Annotated in this window: 14 protein-coding genes; 6 read left to right on the top strand and 8 right to left on the bottom strand. The window is 41.3% G+C overall.

The features are described from left to right. Positions 1–705 precede the first annotated feature (705 nt). Genes BZA03_RS06930 through BZA03_RS06915 form a run of 4 tightly spaced genes read left to right on the top strand, consistent with a single transcriptional unit; the run spans position 706 to position 5,451 of the window. A complete protein-coding gene (locus BZA03_RS06930) occupies positions 706–1,329 on the top strand; it encodes an XrtA/PEP-CTERM system exopolysaccharide export protein (RefSeq protein ID WP_110288361.1) in 624 nt (207 codons plus the stop codon). Between the two features lie 15 nt (positions 1,330–1,344). After that, positions 1,345–2,889: an XrtA system polysaccharide chain length determinant gene (locus BZA03_RS06925; RefSeq protein WP_110288343.1), complete on the top strand. Its 1,545-nt coding sequence runs from the start codon at positions 1,345–1,347 to the stop codon at positions 2,887–2,889. Then, positions 2,889–3,815 (top strand): XrtA-associated tyrosine autokinase, encoded by a 927-nt coding sequence (locus BZA03_RS06920; protein ID WP_110288342.1) that lies wholly within the window; start codon positions 2,889–2,891, stop codon positions 3,813–3,815. Before BZA03_RS06925 ends, BZA03_RS06920 begins: the two co-directional genes overlap by 1 nt. Further along, positions 3,796–5,451, top strand: coding sequence for a hypothetical protein (locus BZA03_RS06915; RefSeq protein ID WP_146212360.1), 1,656 nt, complete (start codon positions 3,796–3,798; stop codon positions 5,449–5,451). Before BZA03_RS06920 ends, BZA03_RS06915 begins: the two co-directional genes overlap by 20 nt. A gap of 23 nt (positions 5,452–5,474) precedes the next feature. Here BZA03_RS06915 and BZA03_RS06910 read toward each other — a convergent pair whose 3' ends face one another. After that, positions 5,475–6,542, bottom strand: coding sequence for an XrtA/PEP-CTERM system-associated ATPase (locus tag BZA03_RS06910; RefSeq protein WP_110288340.1), 1,068 nt, complete (start codon positions 6,540–6,542; stop codon positions 5,475–5,477). Positions 6,543–6,780: 238 nt separating this feature from the next. Between BZA03_RS06910 and BZA03_RS06905 the strand changes: the two genes are divergently transcribed. Continuing rightward, positions 6,781–7,128 carry a GIY-YIG nuclease family protein gene (locus BZA03_RS06905; protein ID WP_110288339.1) on the top strand — a complete coding sequence of 116 codons (348 nt, stop codon included), beginning with the start codon at positions 6,781–6,783 and terminating at the stop codon, positions 7,126–7,128. 45 nt (positions 7,129–7,173) lie between these two features. On the opposite strand, the gene BZA03_RS06900 is transcribed toward BZA03_RS06905, so the two are convergent. Further along, positions 7,174–8,079, bottom strand: coding sequence for a DUF350 domain-containing protein (locus BZA03_RS06900; protein ID WP_014950251.1), 906 nt, complete (start codon positions 8,077–8,079; stop codon positions 7,174–7,176). 314 nt (positions 8,080–8,393) lie between these two features. Here BZA03_RS06900 and glnE point away from each other — a divergent pair, with 314 nt between their 5' ends. Next, positions 8,394–11,327: a bifunctional [glutamate--ammonia ligase]-adenylyl-L-tyrosine phosphorylase/[glutamate--ammonia-ligase] adenylyltransferase gene (glnE, locus tag BZA03_RS06895; protein WP_110288338.1), complete on the top strand. Its 2,934-nt coding sequence runs from the start codon at positions 8,394–8,396 to the stop codon at positions 11,325–11,327. Positions 11,328–11,337: 10 nt separating this feature from the next. Here the strand turns inward: glnE and BZA03_RS06890 are convergent, their stop codons facing one another. The 6 genes from BZA03_RS06890 to BZA03_RS06865 all read right to left on the bottom strand — a co-directional run bounded on the left by BZA03_RS06890 (position 11,338) and on the right by BZA03_RS06865 (position 16,079). Next, positions 11,338–11,955, bottom strand: a complete 618-nt coding sequence (locus BZA03_RS06890) for a TcpQ domain-containing protein (protein WP_049587172.1) — start codon at positions 11,953–11,955, stop codon at positions 11,338–11,340. A 153-nt stretch (positions 11,956–12,108) separates the two neighbouring features. Continuing rightward, on the bottom strand, positions 12,109–13,044 hold the full coding sequence (lpxL, locus tag BZA03_RS06885; protein WP_075177004.1) for an LpxL/LpxP family Kdo(2)-lipid IV(A) lauroyl/palmitoleoyl acyltransferase: 936 nt from the start codon (positions 13,042–13,044) through the stop codon (positions 12,109–12,111). 185 nt (positions 13,045–13,229) lie between these two features. Beyond that, the gene (locus tag BZA03_RS06880; RefSeq protein ID WP_014950255.1) at positions 13,230–13,487 is read right to left on the bottom strand and encodes a DUF3081 domain-containing protein; all 258 of its coding nucleotides are present in this window, start codon (positions 13,485–13,487) and stop codon (positions 13,230–13,232) included. Between the two features lie 72 nt (positions 13,488–13,559). Continuing rightward, on the bottom strand, positions 13,560–14,090 hold the full coding sequence (locus BZA03_RS06875; RefSeq protein WP_110288337.1) for a hypothetical protein: 531 nt from the start codon (positions 14,088–14,090) through the stop codon (positions 13,560–13,562). A 13-nt stretch (positions 14,091–14,103) separates the two neighbouring features. Continuing rightward, positions 14,104–15,288, bottom strand: a complete 1,185-nt coding sequence (locus BZA03_RS06870) for a hypothetical protein (protein ID WP_110288336.1) — start codon at positions 15,286–15,288, stop codon at positions 14,104–14,106. Beyond that, on the bottom strand, positions 15,285–16,079 hold the full coding sequence (locus BZA03_RS06865; RefSeq protein ID WP_110288335.1) for an outer membrane lipoprotein-sorting protein: 795 nt from the start codon (positions 16,077–16,079) through the stop codon (positions 15,285–15,287). Before BZA03_RS06865 ends, BZA03_RS06870 begins: the two co-directional genes overlap by 4 nt.

Below are 16,079 nucleotides of genomic sequence, written 5' to 3'. Positions count from 1 at the left end.
TTCTGTGTAGCGTGATTTTTTCATAGTCGTCTCCTGCATTAATCATTGCAGAAAACTCCAATTAAGTCTGTCTCAGTTTAGGGGAAGTGGACATAATGATAGAGACTGCCGCAGAAGCAGGGAGAAAATACGGATGAATTTTCAAAGACGTTCCAATAGTTGCACTGACTATTTCAATGCAAAAGTAAGCGATGCCAACACTAACAAAAATTCGTCTAATTATCCCTCTGAAGGTCTCTCTTAATTTACTTTCGTAAAGACCTACAGAGAGAGACGATATTACGATTAAAAAAGTAAACAAAAAGGTAGTGGTTAAAACCTTTAGCGTATTCACTGAACCGTCGAAATAGTAATTATCAAGCATCACATACATGAGGTATGTAATGTAACTCACTAGTGTAAAATCACAGATTACAAGCAAATTCGAGCGTTTATTTTGCTTTTTATTGTTTGTTGCCATTAAGTTCGTTCCCTGGCGTTACTAACGCATACGCAGCTTTATGATTAGCATCTTAAATCAATATACATAAACTTTGAATAGAACCGGAATCTACATTTGAATATTTTTCAAAAGAATATTCCCAAACTAAGAGCCTTAAAGGCTTGCCTAATCTCTTAATTCAGTTAACAATGAGTTCATAACCTATGAGTAAACTTTCGCTTTCAAAAAGGATTTAACAAGGATCGCTCGAAATGAAGGTACAGATGTTAAGCTTTAGATTAACTTGCGTAATTTCCATATTACTTTGTCTGTGGAGTTGCTCATCCAATAACGTGCTTCCCAATGCAACGTTACACCCATCCTACACAACAGATATTAATGATTACAAGTACCTTATAGGTCCAGGCGATTCTGTAAATATTTTTGTATGGCGAAACCCTGAATTGTCGGGTTCGTTTAGTGTTAGGCCTGACGGAATGATTACTACTAAATTAATCGAAGATATAGAGGTCACTGGTAGAACTCCAACTCAACTTGCAAGGGAGTTAGAGGCGCAACTTAGTGTTTATATCAATAATCCTCGAGTATCGGTTACGATTGGAGGTTACGTTGGGCCGTTTAGCGAACAAGTAAGGGTTATTGGTGAAGCCACTAACCCTAGAGCGGTCAACTACAAAGAGAACATGACACTTTTAGACTTAATGATTTCTGTTGGCGGAATCACTGAGTTTGCGGATGGAAACAACACCCAATTGATACGGATAGAGAACGGGGAGCAAAAAGTGTACAGAGTGTTTATTGATGATTTAATACGAGATGGAGATATTAGTAAAAACGTGGATATGCTCCCTGGAGATATATTGATAGTACCTGAAGCTTGGTTCTAGAACAAAGGGAAGTAGATGTTCGACTTACAGCAGTTATACGCCCAGGTACTTGATTACCTTAAAGGCATATGGATCAAGAAAAGGTATATACTCTTCGTTAGTTGGCTAATTTGCCCCCTCGGCTTCTTGTATGTACTTTCGCTACCAGACACATACTCAAGCTCTGCAAGAGTACATGTTGATACTCGATCAATGTTAGCTCCATTACTACGGGGCTTAGTAATCAACCCAAATGAAGCGCAAGAAGTTAGCCTAATAGCCAAGACGCTAAAAAGCAGGGAAAACCTAGAAAGAATCGCGCGCGAGACGGACCTTGACTTGAAAGCAATCGGTCCTGGTGCTTTCGACCAGTTGATTAGAGAGCTTGAAGGCGACATCAGGATCAGTTCTGGTGGTAGAAGTAATATATATAATATTTCATATAATAACCAAGATCCTAATATTGCAAGAAATGTTGTCCAAGAGACATTAAACCTCCTCATAGAAGGAAGTCTAGGTAAAAATCGTGTTCAATCAGACTCAGCGTATCAATTTTTACAGCAGCAAATTGATGAGTATGAGCAAAGGTTAACTGAAGCAGAAATGCGTGTTGCAGACTTTAAGCGAAAGTATTCTGACATATTACCTGAGACAGGCTCTTATTACTCCAGGCTTAAAACTGCCGAAAGTAATCTAGCAACCACTAGACGCACAATGGTTGAAATCAAGGAACAAATCACTTCTTTAAGAAAAAATGTAAAGCTGATGCAAAGCGCAGGTTCTAACGAAGGTGCACTGATTCCAACTCGTTTCGACTCGAGGATTGAAGCTCTGGAAAATAAGCTAGATGAATTGAAGCTTCGCTTTACTGACGAACACCCTGATGTTATCGAAACTAATAATTTGCTCGACAGATTAATAGCTCTGAGAGAAAAAGAAGTAGAGAGCTATATTGCTAGTATCGAAAATGCTTCTTCGATGAGCGCCGATAACCCATTGTCAATAGATATTGGGCAATTAGAAAGTCAGCTAGCATTGTTGCAAGTACGAGAAAGTGATTTCGAATCCCAAATAGCTGAACTGCAAGCGAAAATTGATTTCGTACCACAACTAGAACTAGAGCAGAAGGCGCTAAACAGAGATTACGGTATTATTAAAAGTAAGTACGAACAATTGTTGCAAAGACAAGATTCTGCCGAATTAGGGAAAAAAGCTGACATTTCAGACGATGATCTAAAGTTCCGTGTTATATCTCCGCCAATTTTACCTAGGCAACCTTCAGGCCCAAACAGGGTATTGCTTTACACCGTAACTTTGGTTATTGGCTTCGCTGGCGGTTTAGGTCTCGCATTTATTGTTTCACAATTTTCTCCGGTCTTGACGAGGGCCGAGCAGTTGTCTGCGCTGGTATCACTTCCAATCTATGGAACTGTAGCCGACCTGGAAATTGCAAGTGTTCGCAAAAAACAAAGAAAACATTTGTTGATATTTCTTGCTTTATCTTCAATATTGCTTGCGACATATGGTGCCCTAGTTCTATTGTCAATGATGAATATAAACTTATATGAGCGTTTTATGTGATGAGTACTATTGAAAAAGCATTGGCGAAAAACAAAAAAACAAAGGCTATTGAGAATCAATCAGAGGAACCTGAAAGTGAAGCCTTTGGTCAAGAGACTCAGTCGGTTGGTGTTTCTGCTCAGGCTAAGATTTCAGATGAAAAACCGGAAAGTACAAATGACTACTCTGATGTAAATTCTGTCAGTGCAAATGATGAAATTCGACTAGACCTAGATTCACTAAGTGCAAAAGGAATGGTGGATAATAGCGCTGAGCGAAGATTAATAAATGAAGAATATCGAGCAATAAAACGCAAAATTCTTTCAAATGCATTTGGGCCTTTATCAAAAACACTTGACCGCAGCAACGTTGTAATGGTGACAAGCTCTAAGCCAGGTGAAGGAAAAACTTTTACTGCCGTAAACTTGGCTCTCAGTATTGCATCAGAACAAGATAAAACAGTTTTACTTGTTGATGCTGACGTATTGAGGCCCAACGTTATGAAAACGCTCGGCTCTCGAAACAGAGAGGGACTGATTGAATATCTTCTAGGGGAGAAGCAAAACATTTCGGATGTAATGCTCTCTACAAACATACCTAAGCTTAAGCTTATCGCTGCTGGTAAATCTCACCATTTATCTAATGAACTTCTTGCAAGCGAAGTTATGCGGGCTACAGTTGACGAATTTTCAACACGTTACAAAGATCGTATCGTTATTATAGATACACCGCCACTGTTAGGAATTAACGAAACTTCAGTCCTTGCAAACTTGGCAGGTCAGGCTATTGTTGTTTGCGAGGAAGGCCGCAGTAAGATTCATGATATAAAGAATTCTGTATCTCACTTGAATCCTGAAATGGCAATTGGATTTGTCGTTAATAAATCACTGAGACAAGACAATGGACCTGGCTATTACGGCTACTACTATGGAAGCAATGGAAGCTAACAAAATGGAAAGAAAAGGATTTGGCATTTCTTTAGTTCAGCTTAGCGTAATAACTTCGGTAGCTTCAATGAATACAAATGCTGCCGAATTTGAATTCACTCCTTCAGTTTCAGCTACATTAAATTACGTAGAAAGGGTAACTGATAGCCGTGATAACTTTTTTGCAGGTGAAATAACTCCAAGAGCATTAGTAACCTATCAAAGTAGTAACGTTTCCGCTTCGGTGACGGTAAATAATAGGAATATCTATAGAGATACCTCCGATGACTCATTTGAAAGTTATTTGACGAGTAGTTACAACGTTCAATACGAACTGTACGACCAGAGTATTTTTTTATACACCAACGGTTCTCAGCAATACAACTCCATAAACTCTAGCAATTTATTAATTAATGACTTAGTCACAAACCCAGACGACTTAACGAAAACAAGAAATAATACAGGGGGCCTCCGAATCACTAATCTTGGCAATTCCTGGGTAACGTTATCATCAAATTTATCGGCATCATTGTTTGAAAGTGAGAGAAGTAGTACAAGTGAAACTGCTTTCGACACAAAAAGCTATCGTTCGAGTCTCAGCTTGGATAGTGGTAGTAGGTTCTCATTTTTTCGATGGAGCCTAGGAACAAATTACAGAGAAATTCAGCGAAACAGCGGTTTTGACACAATGAGGCGTAACTCATTTGCAAATACTAATTTTGCTATTACTGACCGATTTTTTTTAGTCGCGGGGTTTAACGAATCAAAACAGGATTTAAATGGAGTAGATAGTATCGATACCTATAGAACTTACAATGCTGGAGTTCTGTATCAAAATCAAAATAATTTACTAAGGATTGCATACAATAGCGTGAGCGAACAGAGCACGTTTTCTGAGAATGATAATAGTGGCTTTTACTCAATAGACTTTAGAGTCCAACTCAGCCCAAGGACAAGCTTCTCTGGAAGTAAAGACCAAGCCTTTTATGGCGACACTGAATCATTTTCATTCATTTACGCGAGCAGAAAGCTGAGAGCTACAGCTACATATTCAGAAGAAGTTACCTCCAACTCATCAATTTTTGACTCTAATGGTGAGGGCGTATTCGTTTGTCCAGACAACTATTTAACAATTGATGATTGTTTTGTTCCCGACTCTTTAAGTTATGAATTACAACCTGGTGAGCAATTTACAGATTTATCAACATTCCAAGATGATATTAATGACAGTGAGCGGGTGAGAAAGAACTGGGTTGTTAATACCGGTTACCAATTTAATCGATTGACAGTTTCTCTTCAGGGGAGACGACTCCAGTCATTGTATTTCGATGACACCCCAGACTCACTACAACACTCCTTTTCAACGTCATTAACTGCTCGTCTTGGTGTAAGAACTTCTTTGAGTGCTAGCGTATCTTACATAAAAACAGAATTCGATAGCTTATCAAGAAGTGATTCGGAAACTTATGTTGGAACGGTAGGAATGAGTTTCAGGATCAAAAGAAATTTTACGATAGGCATTCAAAGCCAATACCGAGACCTAGACTCGTTGAGCCAATTTGAGAATTATCAAGAACGACGTTTTTTGATAACGCTCTATTACAGCCCTAATAACCACAACTCAAGTAGACAGCAGAACTCTTTTCGTTCCAATTAATATTTGCGAAAGTACTAACGAATTTACTGTTCTTTCTTATCATCACTCTTAAGCCGCACATACGTCTTAAACTTCTTCTTCATCAGTTTATCCACGTACTGGGTCATTTTCACTTTCTGTGAAATAGCATCATCTAAGGCGTCGACTAACTCAGCTAGCATATCTAAATAGTATTTAGAGTCACGAATAACGTTGCCTTTAGGCGTCATGATGGTTTGGCTTTCAGGGTGGTCAGCAAAGCCCATGTGCTCTGTCACTTCTGCGCCAGTTTTTTCCGGTTCAAACATTTCGGCTTTAACTTCTTCAATCACCTCATTAACTGCAACAGCATCGAAGTTATCTAACTCTTCTAAGAAGCCATAGAGCATTACTCTGTCCATTAGCGTATTAATTTTTCGTGGGATACCGCGAGAGAACATGTGAATTCTTTCAAATGCCTCATCACTAAATAACTGTGAACCGTTCCACCCTGCATGGTGCAAACGGTACTCAATATATTCTTTGCACTCTTCCAACGAAAGCGGAGCAAGATGGCAAGACGCCACAATTCGCTGTCTAAATTGCTCCATATTTGGCGCTCGTAGAATGGGTTGAAGCTCTTCCTGCCCCAGTAAGAAACTTTGAATTAGCGGCTTACCGTTTAGCTGAAAGTTACTTAGCATTCTCAACTCTTCGATAGTCTCAAGCGGTAGGTTTTGTGCTTCATCCACAAGTAACAACGCACGTCGACCTGCTTTATTTAGATCGTACAAGAAGATTTCAAGTGCTTTTAATATATCGGCTTTTGAACGCCCTTCCGTAGGGATATCAAATTTAGACGCGACCATTTTTACCAGTTCATCTGGCGACAGCTTTGGCGTAACAATTTGAGCTGCCGCAATGTCGTCTTCAATTTCTTCAAGCAAGCTGTTTGCTACGGTGGTTTTCCCGGTTCCAATTCCGCCGGTAATAACAATGAACCCCTCAGCTTGAGAAAGTCCATACTGTAGATAAGACATGGCTCGTTTGTGCCATTTACTTGCGAAGAAAAATTCTGGATCTGGGGTTAACTGAAACGGTTTCGAGTTAAGTCCATAATAACTTTCGTACATGCAATTTACCGTTTTTCCATTAAAAATGTGCGTTCGAAAACATGAGTGCGAACACGTGAATTCGAAACAGCGCGCTTATTCTCGTATATATGGTAACCAACATCGCGCGATTATCGAAGCAATATATTCACGCCGAGTCTTATGGGCTGGTTGATCTATGTTGTACAGCAAAGGTCAACAAGCACTAGTTAATTCTGCTAATATAAAGCTACGAGAAATTTCTATACATTGAATTACATTGGCACGAAGTATACCAGCCAACGCAGGCAATACCCACCAGGGAAGTACGAAAGCTACGTGGTATCTCTACTTAGTTGAAAATAAGCTTGGCCAACTCTACACAGGAATTACCACTAACCCCAAGCGCCGCATAGCGCAACACCGAGGAGAGTTAAAAGGGGGCGCCAAGGCCTTAAAAGGTAAGGCACCACTGACCTTTAAAGCCATATTCGAAATGACTGACAAGTCACATGCATCAAAGCTTGAATATGAGGTAAAGAGAATGAGCCGCCCTCAAAAAAACGGGATTATTCGTAAAGGGCAACTCAACGAGCTAATGTGTATGAAAACCCAATTTGAAGATTAAGACATTGGGTTGCGTTAGGTTCGTTATCCAGAAAAGAGTATTCCCCTACCCGCCTAAGACACCGTTAATGATCATGGCGTTTCCTATGCTAAGGGTAAACCCAAGTGCAGCTACACCAACGTTATGCTGTTGGTCGACTTCCTGCCGGAAATTCATGCCAAATAAAATAATTTTTTTGCTCGCTAGTACCAAAATATGTAGTGCGATTGCTAAGCCAACACTAACAATCAGCCAACCTGTTATATTGCTCACGTAGCCTGATGGGTTATAAATGAGTAAATTCTTCGCTGCCGACACAATCATAGCAGTTCCAAGTAAATTACCAGTGTGCTCGATAGCGAGTGCTAACTGCCCCTTCTCTAGCGCCCCTTGAAATGAGTCGTTTTGATTATCTCTAGCATATCTAAACTCTAAAATACGCGTCATAACAAGCAACATGGTCAGAACCACGGTAAAGCCGGTCACAATAGCAATGATTGCGTTCATGTCGCTGCCATCAACCCACACCATAATATTGCGTAAAACAATTGCGCTTGCCACCAAACTAGCCGCATCAACCAGCGCCACACTCACACTCCTTTCGGCAATCATCGCATGCGTATCAACTTTATTAAGTACTAATTTATCGTGAGCGAAGCGTCCGAACTTCACCAATATAATGCCCACAATGCCGAAAGTTACCATTCCAATCGCCGCTTCTTTATAACCCACGCCAATATGACGGCCAACAACCGAGCTCAATACTATGCACAACGACAGCATGCCTCCCGCAATGCTTATCCCAAATGCGAAATTATCTTTAACACCCAGTTCTTCTGTTACCGAGTATTTCCTAAATGCGCCTGTCAGCCACTTCATAATCATTAGCAGTACTAACGCAATTGCGACATCCATAGCGAGATATATCAGCAGTTCTTGCGTTAGAGGTACTAGTTTTACTAAGGCTTCCACGTTATCTTTGCTCCTTGAACACACAAAGTTCTTCTGATTAGTTTTTGATGTAGTTTCGAAAAATCAGTGATGGCTAATTGAATAGCGTTCATCTAATACAAACTTGTACAACGATGACATCGAACTTGTTCAGATTTATTTTAGTTAGGGCTAAATGACCTGTAGATCACACCCTGGGTTAGCAGGCACTTAACCACATTGAATGCAGAGCTGCACGTTAGCGCACTTAGCAGACCTTGTTTTGAGTACTTGCAATGGCAATTGTGAGTATTCAACCGTAAAACACGAGCGATATCTCATAAGACGCGAGCATTATGCCAACAGACAACGAAAATAGCATGACAAACGTAGAACTTGCCGAAAAATTTTGGCAGCAGTTGTTAACAGCGCCAGCAATTAGCGAAAGTGACAAAGCCGTAATTGAGGCTCATTGTGAGACACTAATGCTCTCCTTCACGCGTTCCTCTTTCTTGGCTGAGACATTGATTCAAAACCCTTCATTTGTTTCTCGCATCGTTGAGCCTTATCAACCACCTGAGAAAAGTGAAGCGTTTAAATCTCTTGGCAATACCATGTCATCTGACTATCTCGCAAACCTAGAAAATGAATTGCACACCGTCGCTAGCGAAGATGACTTACTGCAAGTGTTGAGGAAATTTAGAAATAAAGAGATGGCGCGGATTACTTTCCTCGACGTTTTGAACAAGCAACCCATCGAAATATCACTTATGCAGGTTTCAGCATTAGCCGATGTGCTTATTAACGGTGCGTACCACTGGCTTTATCAACATTTAGCTGCGCGCTATGGAAAACCGCAAAGCCATAACCAAGACATGCACATGTATATCTTGGGTATGGGGAAATTAGGAGGAAAGGAACTCAACTTTTCTTCTGATATCGATTTAATTTTTACGTACCCGGAAAAAGGCGAAACCCAAGGTGGTCGAAAAAGCGTAGAGCATCAGCAGTTTTTTACCAAACTCGCGCAAAAACTAATCCAAGCATTGAATAAAGTGACTAATGACGGTCAAGTCTACCGCGTCGACATGCGTTTACGCCCCTTCGGCGATTCTGGCCCCCTTGTGATGCATTTCGCAGCACTTGAAGATTATTATCAAGACCAAGGTCGACACTGGGAGCGCTTTGCAATGGTAAAAGCGCGGGTGATTAACGATGATAATTCGCAAGATGTGAAATGGTTAAAGAGCATTTTGCACCCGTTTACCTTCCGTCGTTACTTAGACTTCACCACCTTAGATGCCCTCCGTAACATGAAAAAGCTGATCGCTACAGAAATACGCAGACGCAGACTGAGTAACAATATAAAACTCGGCGCAGGTGGCATTCGTGAAGTGGAGTTTTTTGCCCAAAGTTTTCAGTTGATTCACGGAGGACGAGAGCCAGCATTACAAAGTAAGTCATTACTTCGCACGTTAGACGCATTAACTGAACTCGATATAGTCGAACGCGATGTAACGCAACAGCTAAAAAGCGACTATTTATTCCTAAGAAAAGTAGAGCACACGCTTCAACAAGAACAAGATCGCCAGACTCAAACTCTTCCTGAGTTACTTTGGCAACAAGCTGCGCTTATTGAAGTCATGGGTTTTGATTCTTACAGTGAATTTTTAGTGCATTTAGATACTGTAATGGCGCGTATTCATGCCCATTTCAACGAGTTAGTAGAAGAGTCTCATGATACGCACTCAGAAGAAGACCAGCTTTTCACTGCCTGCCAAGATGCGTGGCGTCTTTCATTGCAAGAGGATGAGTTTACTGAAACCTTTGGTGAATACCTGTCTGCTAGCGATATTAAAGGCATATATTCTATTCTTGTTGCCTTCAAGGAGAAGCAACGCAATTATCGCATAGGCCAAAAAGGTGAAGACACGTTAAATAAATTGCTTCCCGAAATCTTGTATGTGCTCATCAACCAACATCCAAACTACATCCCTCAGGTACTCGACCGTTTACTTGGTGTTATAGAAGCGATTACAGGCCGAACCACTTACCTTGACTTACTACTTGAAAATCCGGATGTGTTAAAACAGTTAGTAAGGCTATGTGAACGAAGCGACTGGATTGCTCAAGAAATCAAGCGCTTCCCATTACTATTAGACGAATTACTCACGCCGTTATACCTCGGTCAGCAAAATACCGATATCCATACCAGTAAGCAGGAATATCAGCTGGAACTGCGTGAAATCATGCTTCGTATTGAACAAGACGATGTTGAAATGCTTATGGATGGATGGAGGCAGTTCAAACTTTGCCAACAGCTTCGCATAGCCGCCAGCGACATCAGTGAATCACTACCTATAAACAACGTGAGCGATAAGCTTACGGTGCTAGCTGAAGTGATATTGGAGAACGTAGTAGATGCTGCCTGGATGCAAATGCAACAGCGCTATGGCGTTCCAGCACACCTAGAGGGAACTGACAAAGGATTTGCCGTGATCGGCTATGGAAAACTAGGCGGGTATGAATTAGGTTACGGCTCAGACTTAGATTTAGTGTTTTTGCACAATGCCCCTCGCGGCATAAGTACAGACGGTAAGAAGTCTATTGAAGCACAACAGTTTTACATTAAGTTGGCGCAGCGCATCATGCATCTTCTCAATACGAAGACGTTGTTTGGACAATTATACGAAACCGACTTGCGTCTACGCCCTTCTGGCAATGCGGGATTGTTATGTTGCCATATCGATGGTTTCGAGAAATACCAGACCGAAGAAGCATGGACTTGGGAACATCAAGCGCTGGTTCGTGCAAGAGCCATTTGCGGAGACCCACGCCTTTTGAATGACTTCACGCAGGTAAGAAATTCCATACTAACTCGCTCTAGAAACGCTAAAACGTTGGCTGACGATGTGTGCAAAATGCGTTTAAAAATGCGGGAGCACTTGCTTTCAAAGGCCAACGACAAGGTAGACTTAAAGCAGTGTGTAGGTGGTATTACCGACATCGAGTTCATGGCTCAATATCTTGTGCTCGCTAATGCAAAGTCACAGGCTGCCATGACAGAATATCCTGACAATCTTCGCATTTTTGACGCCGCAGCCAAGACCAACATTATTGATGTCGCCACTGCGCACAAACTGCAAAAGGCGTATTTAAAGCTGCGAGAGCAATACCACCATTTAACGTTAGCAGATACCAAGTACGCAGATCAGAGCGAAGAACTAGATGCCATACGAGAGCAAGTAACCATTCACTGGAATACACTATTTGGAACGTGTAGCGGCTAGGCGATGAAGCCTAACCTCTAACCAAACGACAGTTGGTGGTGAGAAATTCTGTTTCTTGGGCAGTCACCACCAGCGAGCGTTGCTCTGCACATAAATATGCTTTTACTTGCCCTTCAAAACTACTGTCTATGGCACTGGCAATTTTAGCAAGCGATCCTGCAACCGTGTTGTCCAATTGAAACTGGTGCTTAATAACAAAGTCTTGCTCTAGGTTCCATATCACCTGCATGCCTTCAGCTTGAGCGTATTGCGAAATAGCTTCGCGCAGTGTGTTCCCTTCCTGGAACGTGCGGTATTTATGTTCGCCGGTCCAATTCTTTTCAACCGGACGTGTTTGGCTAGACATTTGTGCAAGCTTGTTGTCTAAATTAGGATCGACGCCCGCAATATCCAGTACAAAATCTCCCTGCTCATCTTCTGCTGGGTCAGTAGCAGACATACGAAAGTCTCGATAGAACTCACTTAACCCACGTGATACAGACTTTTCTTCCGCTTGCCCTTGAGGAACAGGCTCTTGGTCCTGTGTTTGAAGCATGTAAATGAGTACGCCAGCAATGATAACAAGCACTGCTGCTATGCCAATTTGCTTTGCCCAAAACGATGAACTTGAATAACTTGTCTGTCCCATACCTTACCAATGTGTAGCCACTTTTAATCGAAAATCAGCTTATGCTATGTGTATGAACTTAAGCATAATTCTTCTATTTTAGTCTACCTTCGAACGGAAAGCCTATTATTCTATTTATCTAATTTTCATCGCTAGGTGTTTATTCATACACAGCTATAGTGATTTATACAGCGATTCAGGGTTACCTTCCGGTCTGGTTTTAAATCGCTTGTGCATCCACAAATAGCTTTCTGGCTGTTCTTTAACCGCAGCGTCTACATGTTGATTCAGTAATGTTAGTGCTTCAGCGTCTTCCATATCGCCTAACTGAGAAAGCGGTGGATAGATTTTAATTTTGTAACCGCGTTTGGTGTATTGCGACGTGATGATCATTGGCTCAGAGTGACTACGTCGAATAAACATCAGCGTTGCTGTAGTTGTCGCAGTATCTTTCACCCCACCAAATGGCACAAAGATACTTTGTTTCGGGCCATAATCCTGGTCGGGCAAATACAAACAAAGTTCTTTATCGTCAAGTGCAGCAAGTAAGGCTTTTGCGTTGCGCTTATCAATCATGTATTTGTTCGAGCGGTTTCGCCCATGATACTGAAGGTAATCAACGAGAGGGTTGTTGTGTTTGCGATAAAACGCGATGCTTGGACGGAAGAAGCCAATACCTCTACAGGCAAATTCCAGATTCATATTGTGGAGTGCCATACCAAAGACACCTTTGCCATTTGCAAGGGCCGCTTCAACATGCTCAGTGCCTTCAATCTCAATAGCTCGTTTTACGCGCCAGCTAGGCCACCACCATCCCATAGCAGTTTCAAATAGTGCCATGCCTGTACGCCGCACATTTTCTTTGTAAAGCGCCTCTACTTCACTGGCGGAAAGTGTAGGGTTCCAGAGCGTCAAGTTACGCTTTGCGACTTTTGCCCGTTTAGGAACAATTAATGCGATAAGTTTACCGGTACCGCCACCGATAGCGCGTATCACGGGTAAAGGCAACCAGGTAATTATATAAAGAACGAAAACACCTAACCATACAGGCCAAAACTTAGGGCCTAAAAATGCTAGTTTAAATTTAGGAGCTTTAATTGCCGCCGCCAATGTCTGTATCCTTTGAAACGAAGTGGGCGGCATTGTAGCAGAAGGTTTTTGGTGGGGCTAATTGAGACAGACAGCCCACATTGCTCTTGCGATTAATAGAAGCGCTTAAGCAGAGAGAGCCTATACTTGCTTTCTCTGCTTAAGAAACATATTGCTTGTTATCAATACAAACTGAAATCAGGTCACTAATATTCTTTATCGATTTGCTTCAACTTTTTCTCAAACGATTCATATTGCTCTTTTGAGTCATAGTCAAAATGGTATTGATTGTGAAAGCCGAACTGCAGCTTCACATTAACGTCTTCAATGTAAAGCGTATAGCCATCGTGATCTGTAAACGCAGTGATCCCATTAAGTTTATACTGTTCATCTTCTTTCGCGCCATGCTGGCGGATCTTGTCGAAAACCTGAAGTAAGAACTTGCTGTCTAATTCGTTTTTCATTGTAAATCCATTGTTGAGAATTTATCTATTTTTACACAATCAAACGATTTTTGGATTCAAACCTAATAGAGGTCAGTTGAAGTTATACCTAAAGCCGATATTAAACATATTTGTCGAAAAACTATCTTCACCCGACATATGGGTATATTCAATGCGTACCATTGATCTAAGACCTACATAATAATCATAGCCTAAACCTACAATTCCAGCTGCCAGACTGTTTTGTTGACTACATACGATTGAGGCGTCTCCATCTCCACACTGCATTGCAATATCGACATCCACCTTAGCAACCCCGACTTTATAAAATAACTCGCCAGTAGCCCCGCTAGCTTTACCGAGTAAAGATAAATATAGTGCGTCTCCTGTGGCTTCGCCGTAATCATTCGAAAAATCGAAAAGGTTCAAATAACCTAACTCTGCATACCACTGCTTATGTATTTGTTTTCCAAAAGCTGCACTATAAGCAAATTCTTTGTCGTTAACGCCAGACGTGTCAAAATCATTGTAGGCTATTGTGACTAATCCATAGTTTTTTGGTGCAGCATAGGCCTGAGAAAACCCTAAGAATACAACACCAACTATCCATACAAACCGCTTCATTTAATCCCTAACCTCAAAAATAGTACTCTAATGAAAATTGGACGTGGTCATCACGTCTTAAGAAGAAAAATGGATCTTCTTCGTCATTCGATGAAAAGAAATACCCGTCCACTTTCCAGCGCCAGTTGGCAGACAATCGACTGCTTGCCTCAAGATATGCGGAATAGGTGGATTTTTCATCCAAGTCTTTTACAAAACCCAACAATATTTCCGACCCAGCGATATCATTGGCAATAATTCGCAATCCTAACATTAAGTCGTTTTGGCCAATAGCGAAAAAGTTATCATCTCGCTGGTCATACTGATACTCAGCCAAATAACCTAAACCATAACGACTGCCAAGGACGCCCTCTTGGGTATATTCGAATCCAGCAACGACGGCTGCAAAGTCCTCAGACTGCCCTTTACGATAAATACTCTCAAGTTTAAGTAACCATGCGCCGCTCACCTTTAAAAGATCCAAGCCCACTTGATCAATTTGGGCGTAAAAAGGATTTATAGACACTGTTCCATCAGAAGATTGAGTGGTTACCAACTCAGGCTCTCTTGTCGTTCCTGTAAAATATGACAATCCCACTTCCCAATCACCAATAGATGACTGCCAACGCAAGGCATAGTCAACGTTGCTTTCTTCATTGGATGATTCATAAATCGCATCAGAAATTGCCAAAGGTGGACGTATACGCCCTTCACTGCTTTGGAACGTGCGTTCTCTAAAATACGGAAGAACAAAAGCAGAGAAATTGCCGTAGTTGGAAAAATAGGAAAAACTAACCATTGGCTGGCCTAGTTTGTCTTCCCCATCAACCGATTCAACCGCATCAGTCTGGTTAATAATATCAACAAGGTGAAGTGACTCTGTCTGGCCCCAAAAAACCTTCCCTATACCAACTTTAGTTTCCCAGTCATCTTGATAGTGTGCCCATTGTAACTCTCGGATGTCGCCATGAGTTCGCTCAGAATCGTGCTCATCAACACGATAAAATGGTTTGAAAATAAGCGTATCTTGCCCTTCGTTGAACTCACTATAGAGCTCAGGAGAGACAAATAATGAGCTATATGTGCGCTCTTGCTGCGGATATAACGCATCTTGTAAGTAATAACGCAAATCAACGCCGGCTGAACCTGTCACTTCTACCGCATTGATTGAGGGGGTTAAACTTACCGAGAGTGCGAGGCCGAGAATTTTTCTAATCATCTAACTCTCTTTAAACTGTTTTTATCAAAGTCACTGTCTGTTAGTTCTGTATCAAAGGACATCTCTTCAGTTAACAGATACGTTGACTTCCTAGTCTGTACGTTGCGCATAAAGCTTTTCATTGGTCGCCAATACTTATCTTTAAAAAGCCTGTAATCAGATAATTCAAGCGTTTTCAACAACGCTTCTTTTTGGTCATAAAATTCTATTTTTTGTACGCGATAATGTGATTTATCTATCCACACTTTTTGGTACGAATAACCAGAAAACTCATATTGAGGAGTTTGCTTTAGAACATAACACTCCTCTCCATTTACTTTTTCTTCACCTAAAAACACATAAGAAAATTTCTCTACCTCAAACGAGGTCATATCTTCAAACGCAAATTCACTCCCGACAAAGGGGCCGCTTTTACTTTTAGATGAAATTCTTTTAACTCTCTTCAACGCTGGCAAAAAGATCCATTGTTCATCTGCCTCCAACGCATGTGAAAAGCTGAGAAAAGCAGTACCTTTCACATCACGAGGCGATTCAAAGATAGTTAATGCTTTGTCACCATCGTCCACTACTTCCAATGTCTTAACTTTGAGCTCTCGAGTTGCTTCATTCCCCTGTGCATTTTTCAGCACCATAAGAACCTTAGCTTCGTTTGTACCCCAGCCAATGTCTCTTGCTTTACGCTCTTTTGCTATGGCAATAGCCTTTTCGTCCCCCTGAATCTCTGCAGCTACGCTAAAATGCACCGCGATAAATACGATTAGTAAAAAAAACTTTTTCGATAATCTCTTCAT

It is taken from the genome of Alteromonas sp. I10 (genome assembly GCF_003201515.1).
GTDB classification, from domain to species: Bacteria; Pseudomonadota; Gammaproteobacteria; order Enterobacterales; family Alteromonadaceae; genus Alteromonas; species Alteromonas macleodii.
The sequence above is the reverse complement of the archived record's forward strand: the minus strand, read 5'-3'. Positions and strand labels throughout refer to the sequence as shown.

Bases quoted from the DNA above. Each gene is read 5' to 3' on its own strand.
- BZA03_RS06890 (WP_049587172.1), bottom strand. From the start codon at position 11,955: ATGGGACAGACAAGTTATTCAAGTTCATCGTTTTGGGCAAAGCAAATT.
- BZA03_RS06920 (WP_110288342.1), top strand. From the start codon at position 2,889: ATGAGTACTATTGAAAAAGCATTGGCGAAAAACAAAAAAACAAAGGCT.
- BZA03_RS06915 (WP_146212360.1), top strand. From the start codon at position 3,796: ATGGAAGCAATGGAAGCTAACAAAATGGAAAGAAAAGGATTTGGCATT.
- BZA03_RS06875 (WP_110288337.1), bottom strand. From the start codon at position 14,090: ATGAAGCGGTTTGTATGGATAGTTGGTGTTGTATTCTTAGGGTTTTCT.
- glnE (WP_110288338.1), top strand. From the start codon at position 8,394: ATGCCAACAGACAACGAAAATAGCATGACAAACGTAGAACTTGCCGAA.
- BZA03_RS06870 (WP_110288336.1), bottom strand. From the start codon at position 15,288: ATGATTAGAAAAATTCTCGGCCTCGCACTCTCGGTAAGTTTAACCCCC.
- BZA03_RS06910 (WP_110288340.1), bottom strand. From the start codon at position 6,542: ATGTACGAAAGTTATTATGGACTTAACTCGAAACCGTTTCAGTTAACC.
- BZA03_RS06930 (WP_110288361.1), top strand. From the start codon at position 706: ATGTTAAGCTTTAGATTAACTTGCGTAATTTCCATATTACTTTGTCTG.
- BZA03_RS06865 (WP_110288335.1), bottom strand. From the start codon at position 16,079: ATGAAGAGATTATCGAAAAAGTTTTTTTTACTAATCGTATTTATCGCG.
- BZA03_RS06880 (WP_014950255.1), bottom strand. From the start codon at position 13,487: ATGAAAAACGAATTAGACAGCAAGTTCTTACTTCAGGTTTTCGACAAG.
- BZA03_RS06925 (WP_110288343.1), top strand. From the start codon at position 1,345: ATGTTCGACTTACAGCAGTTATACGCCCAGGTACTTGATTACCTTAAA.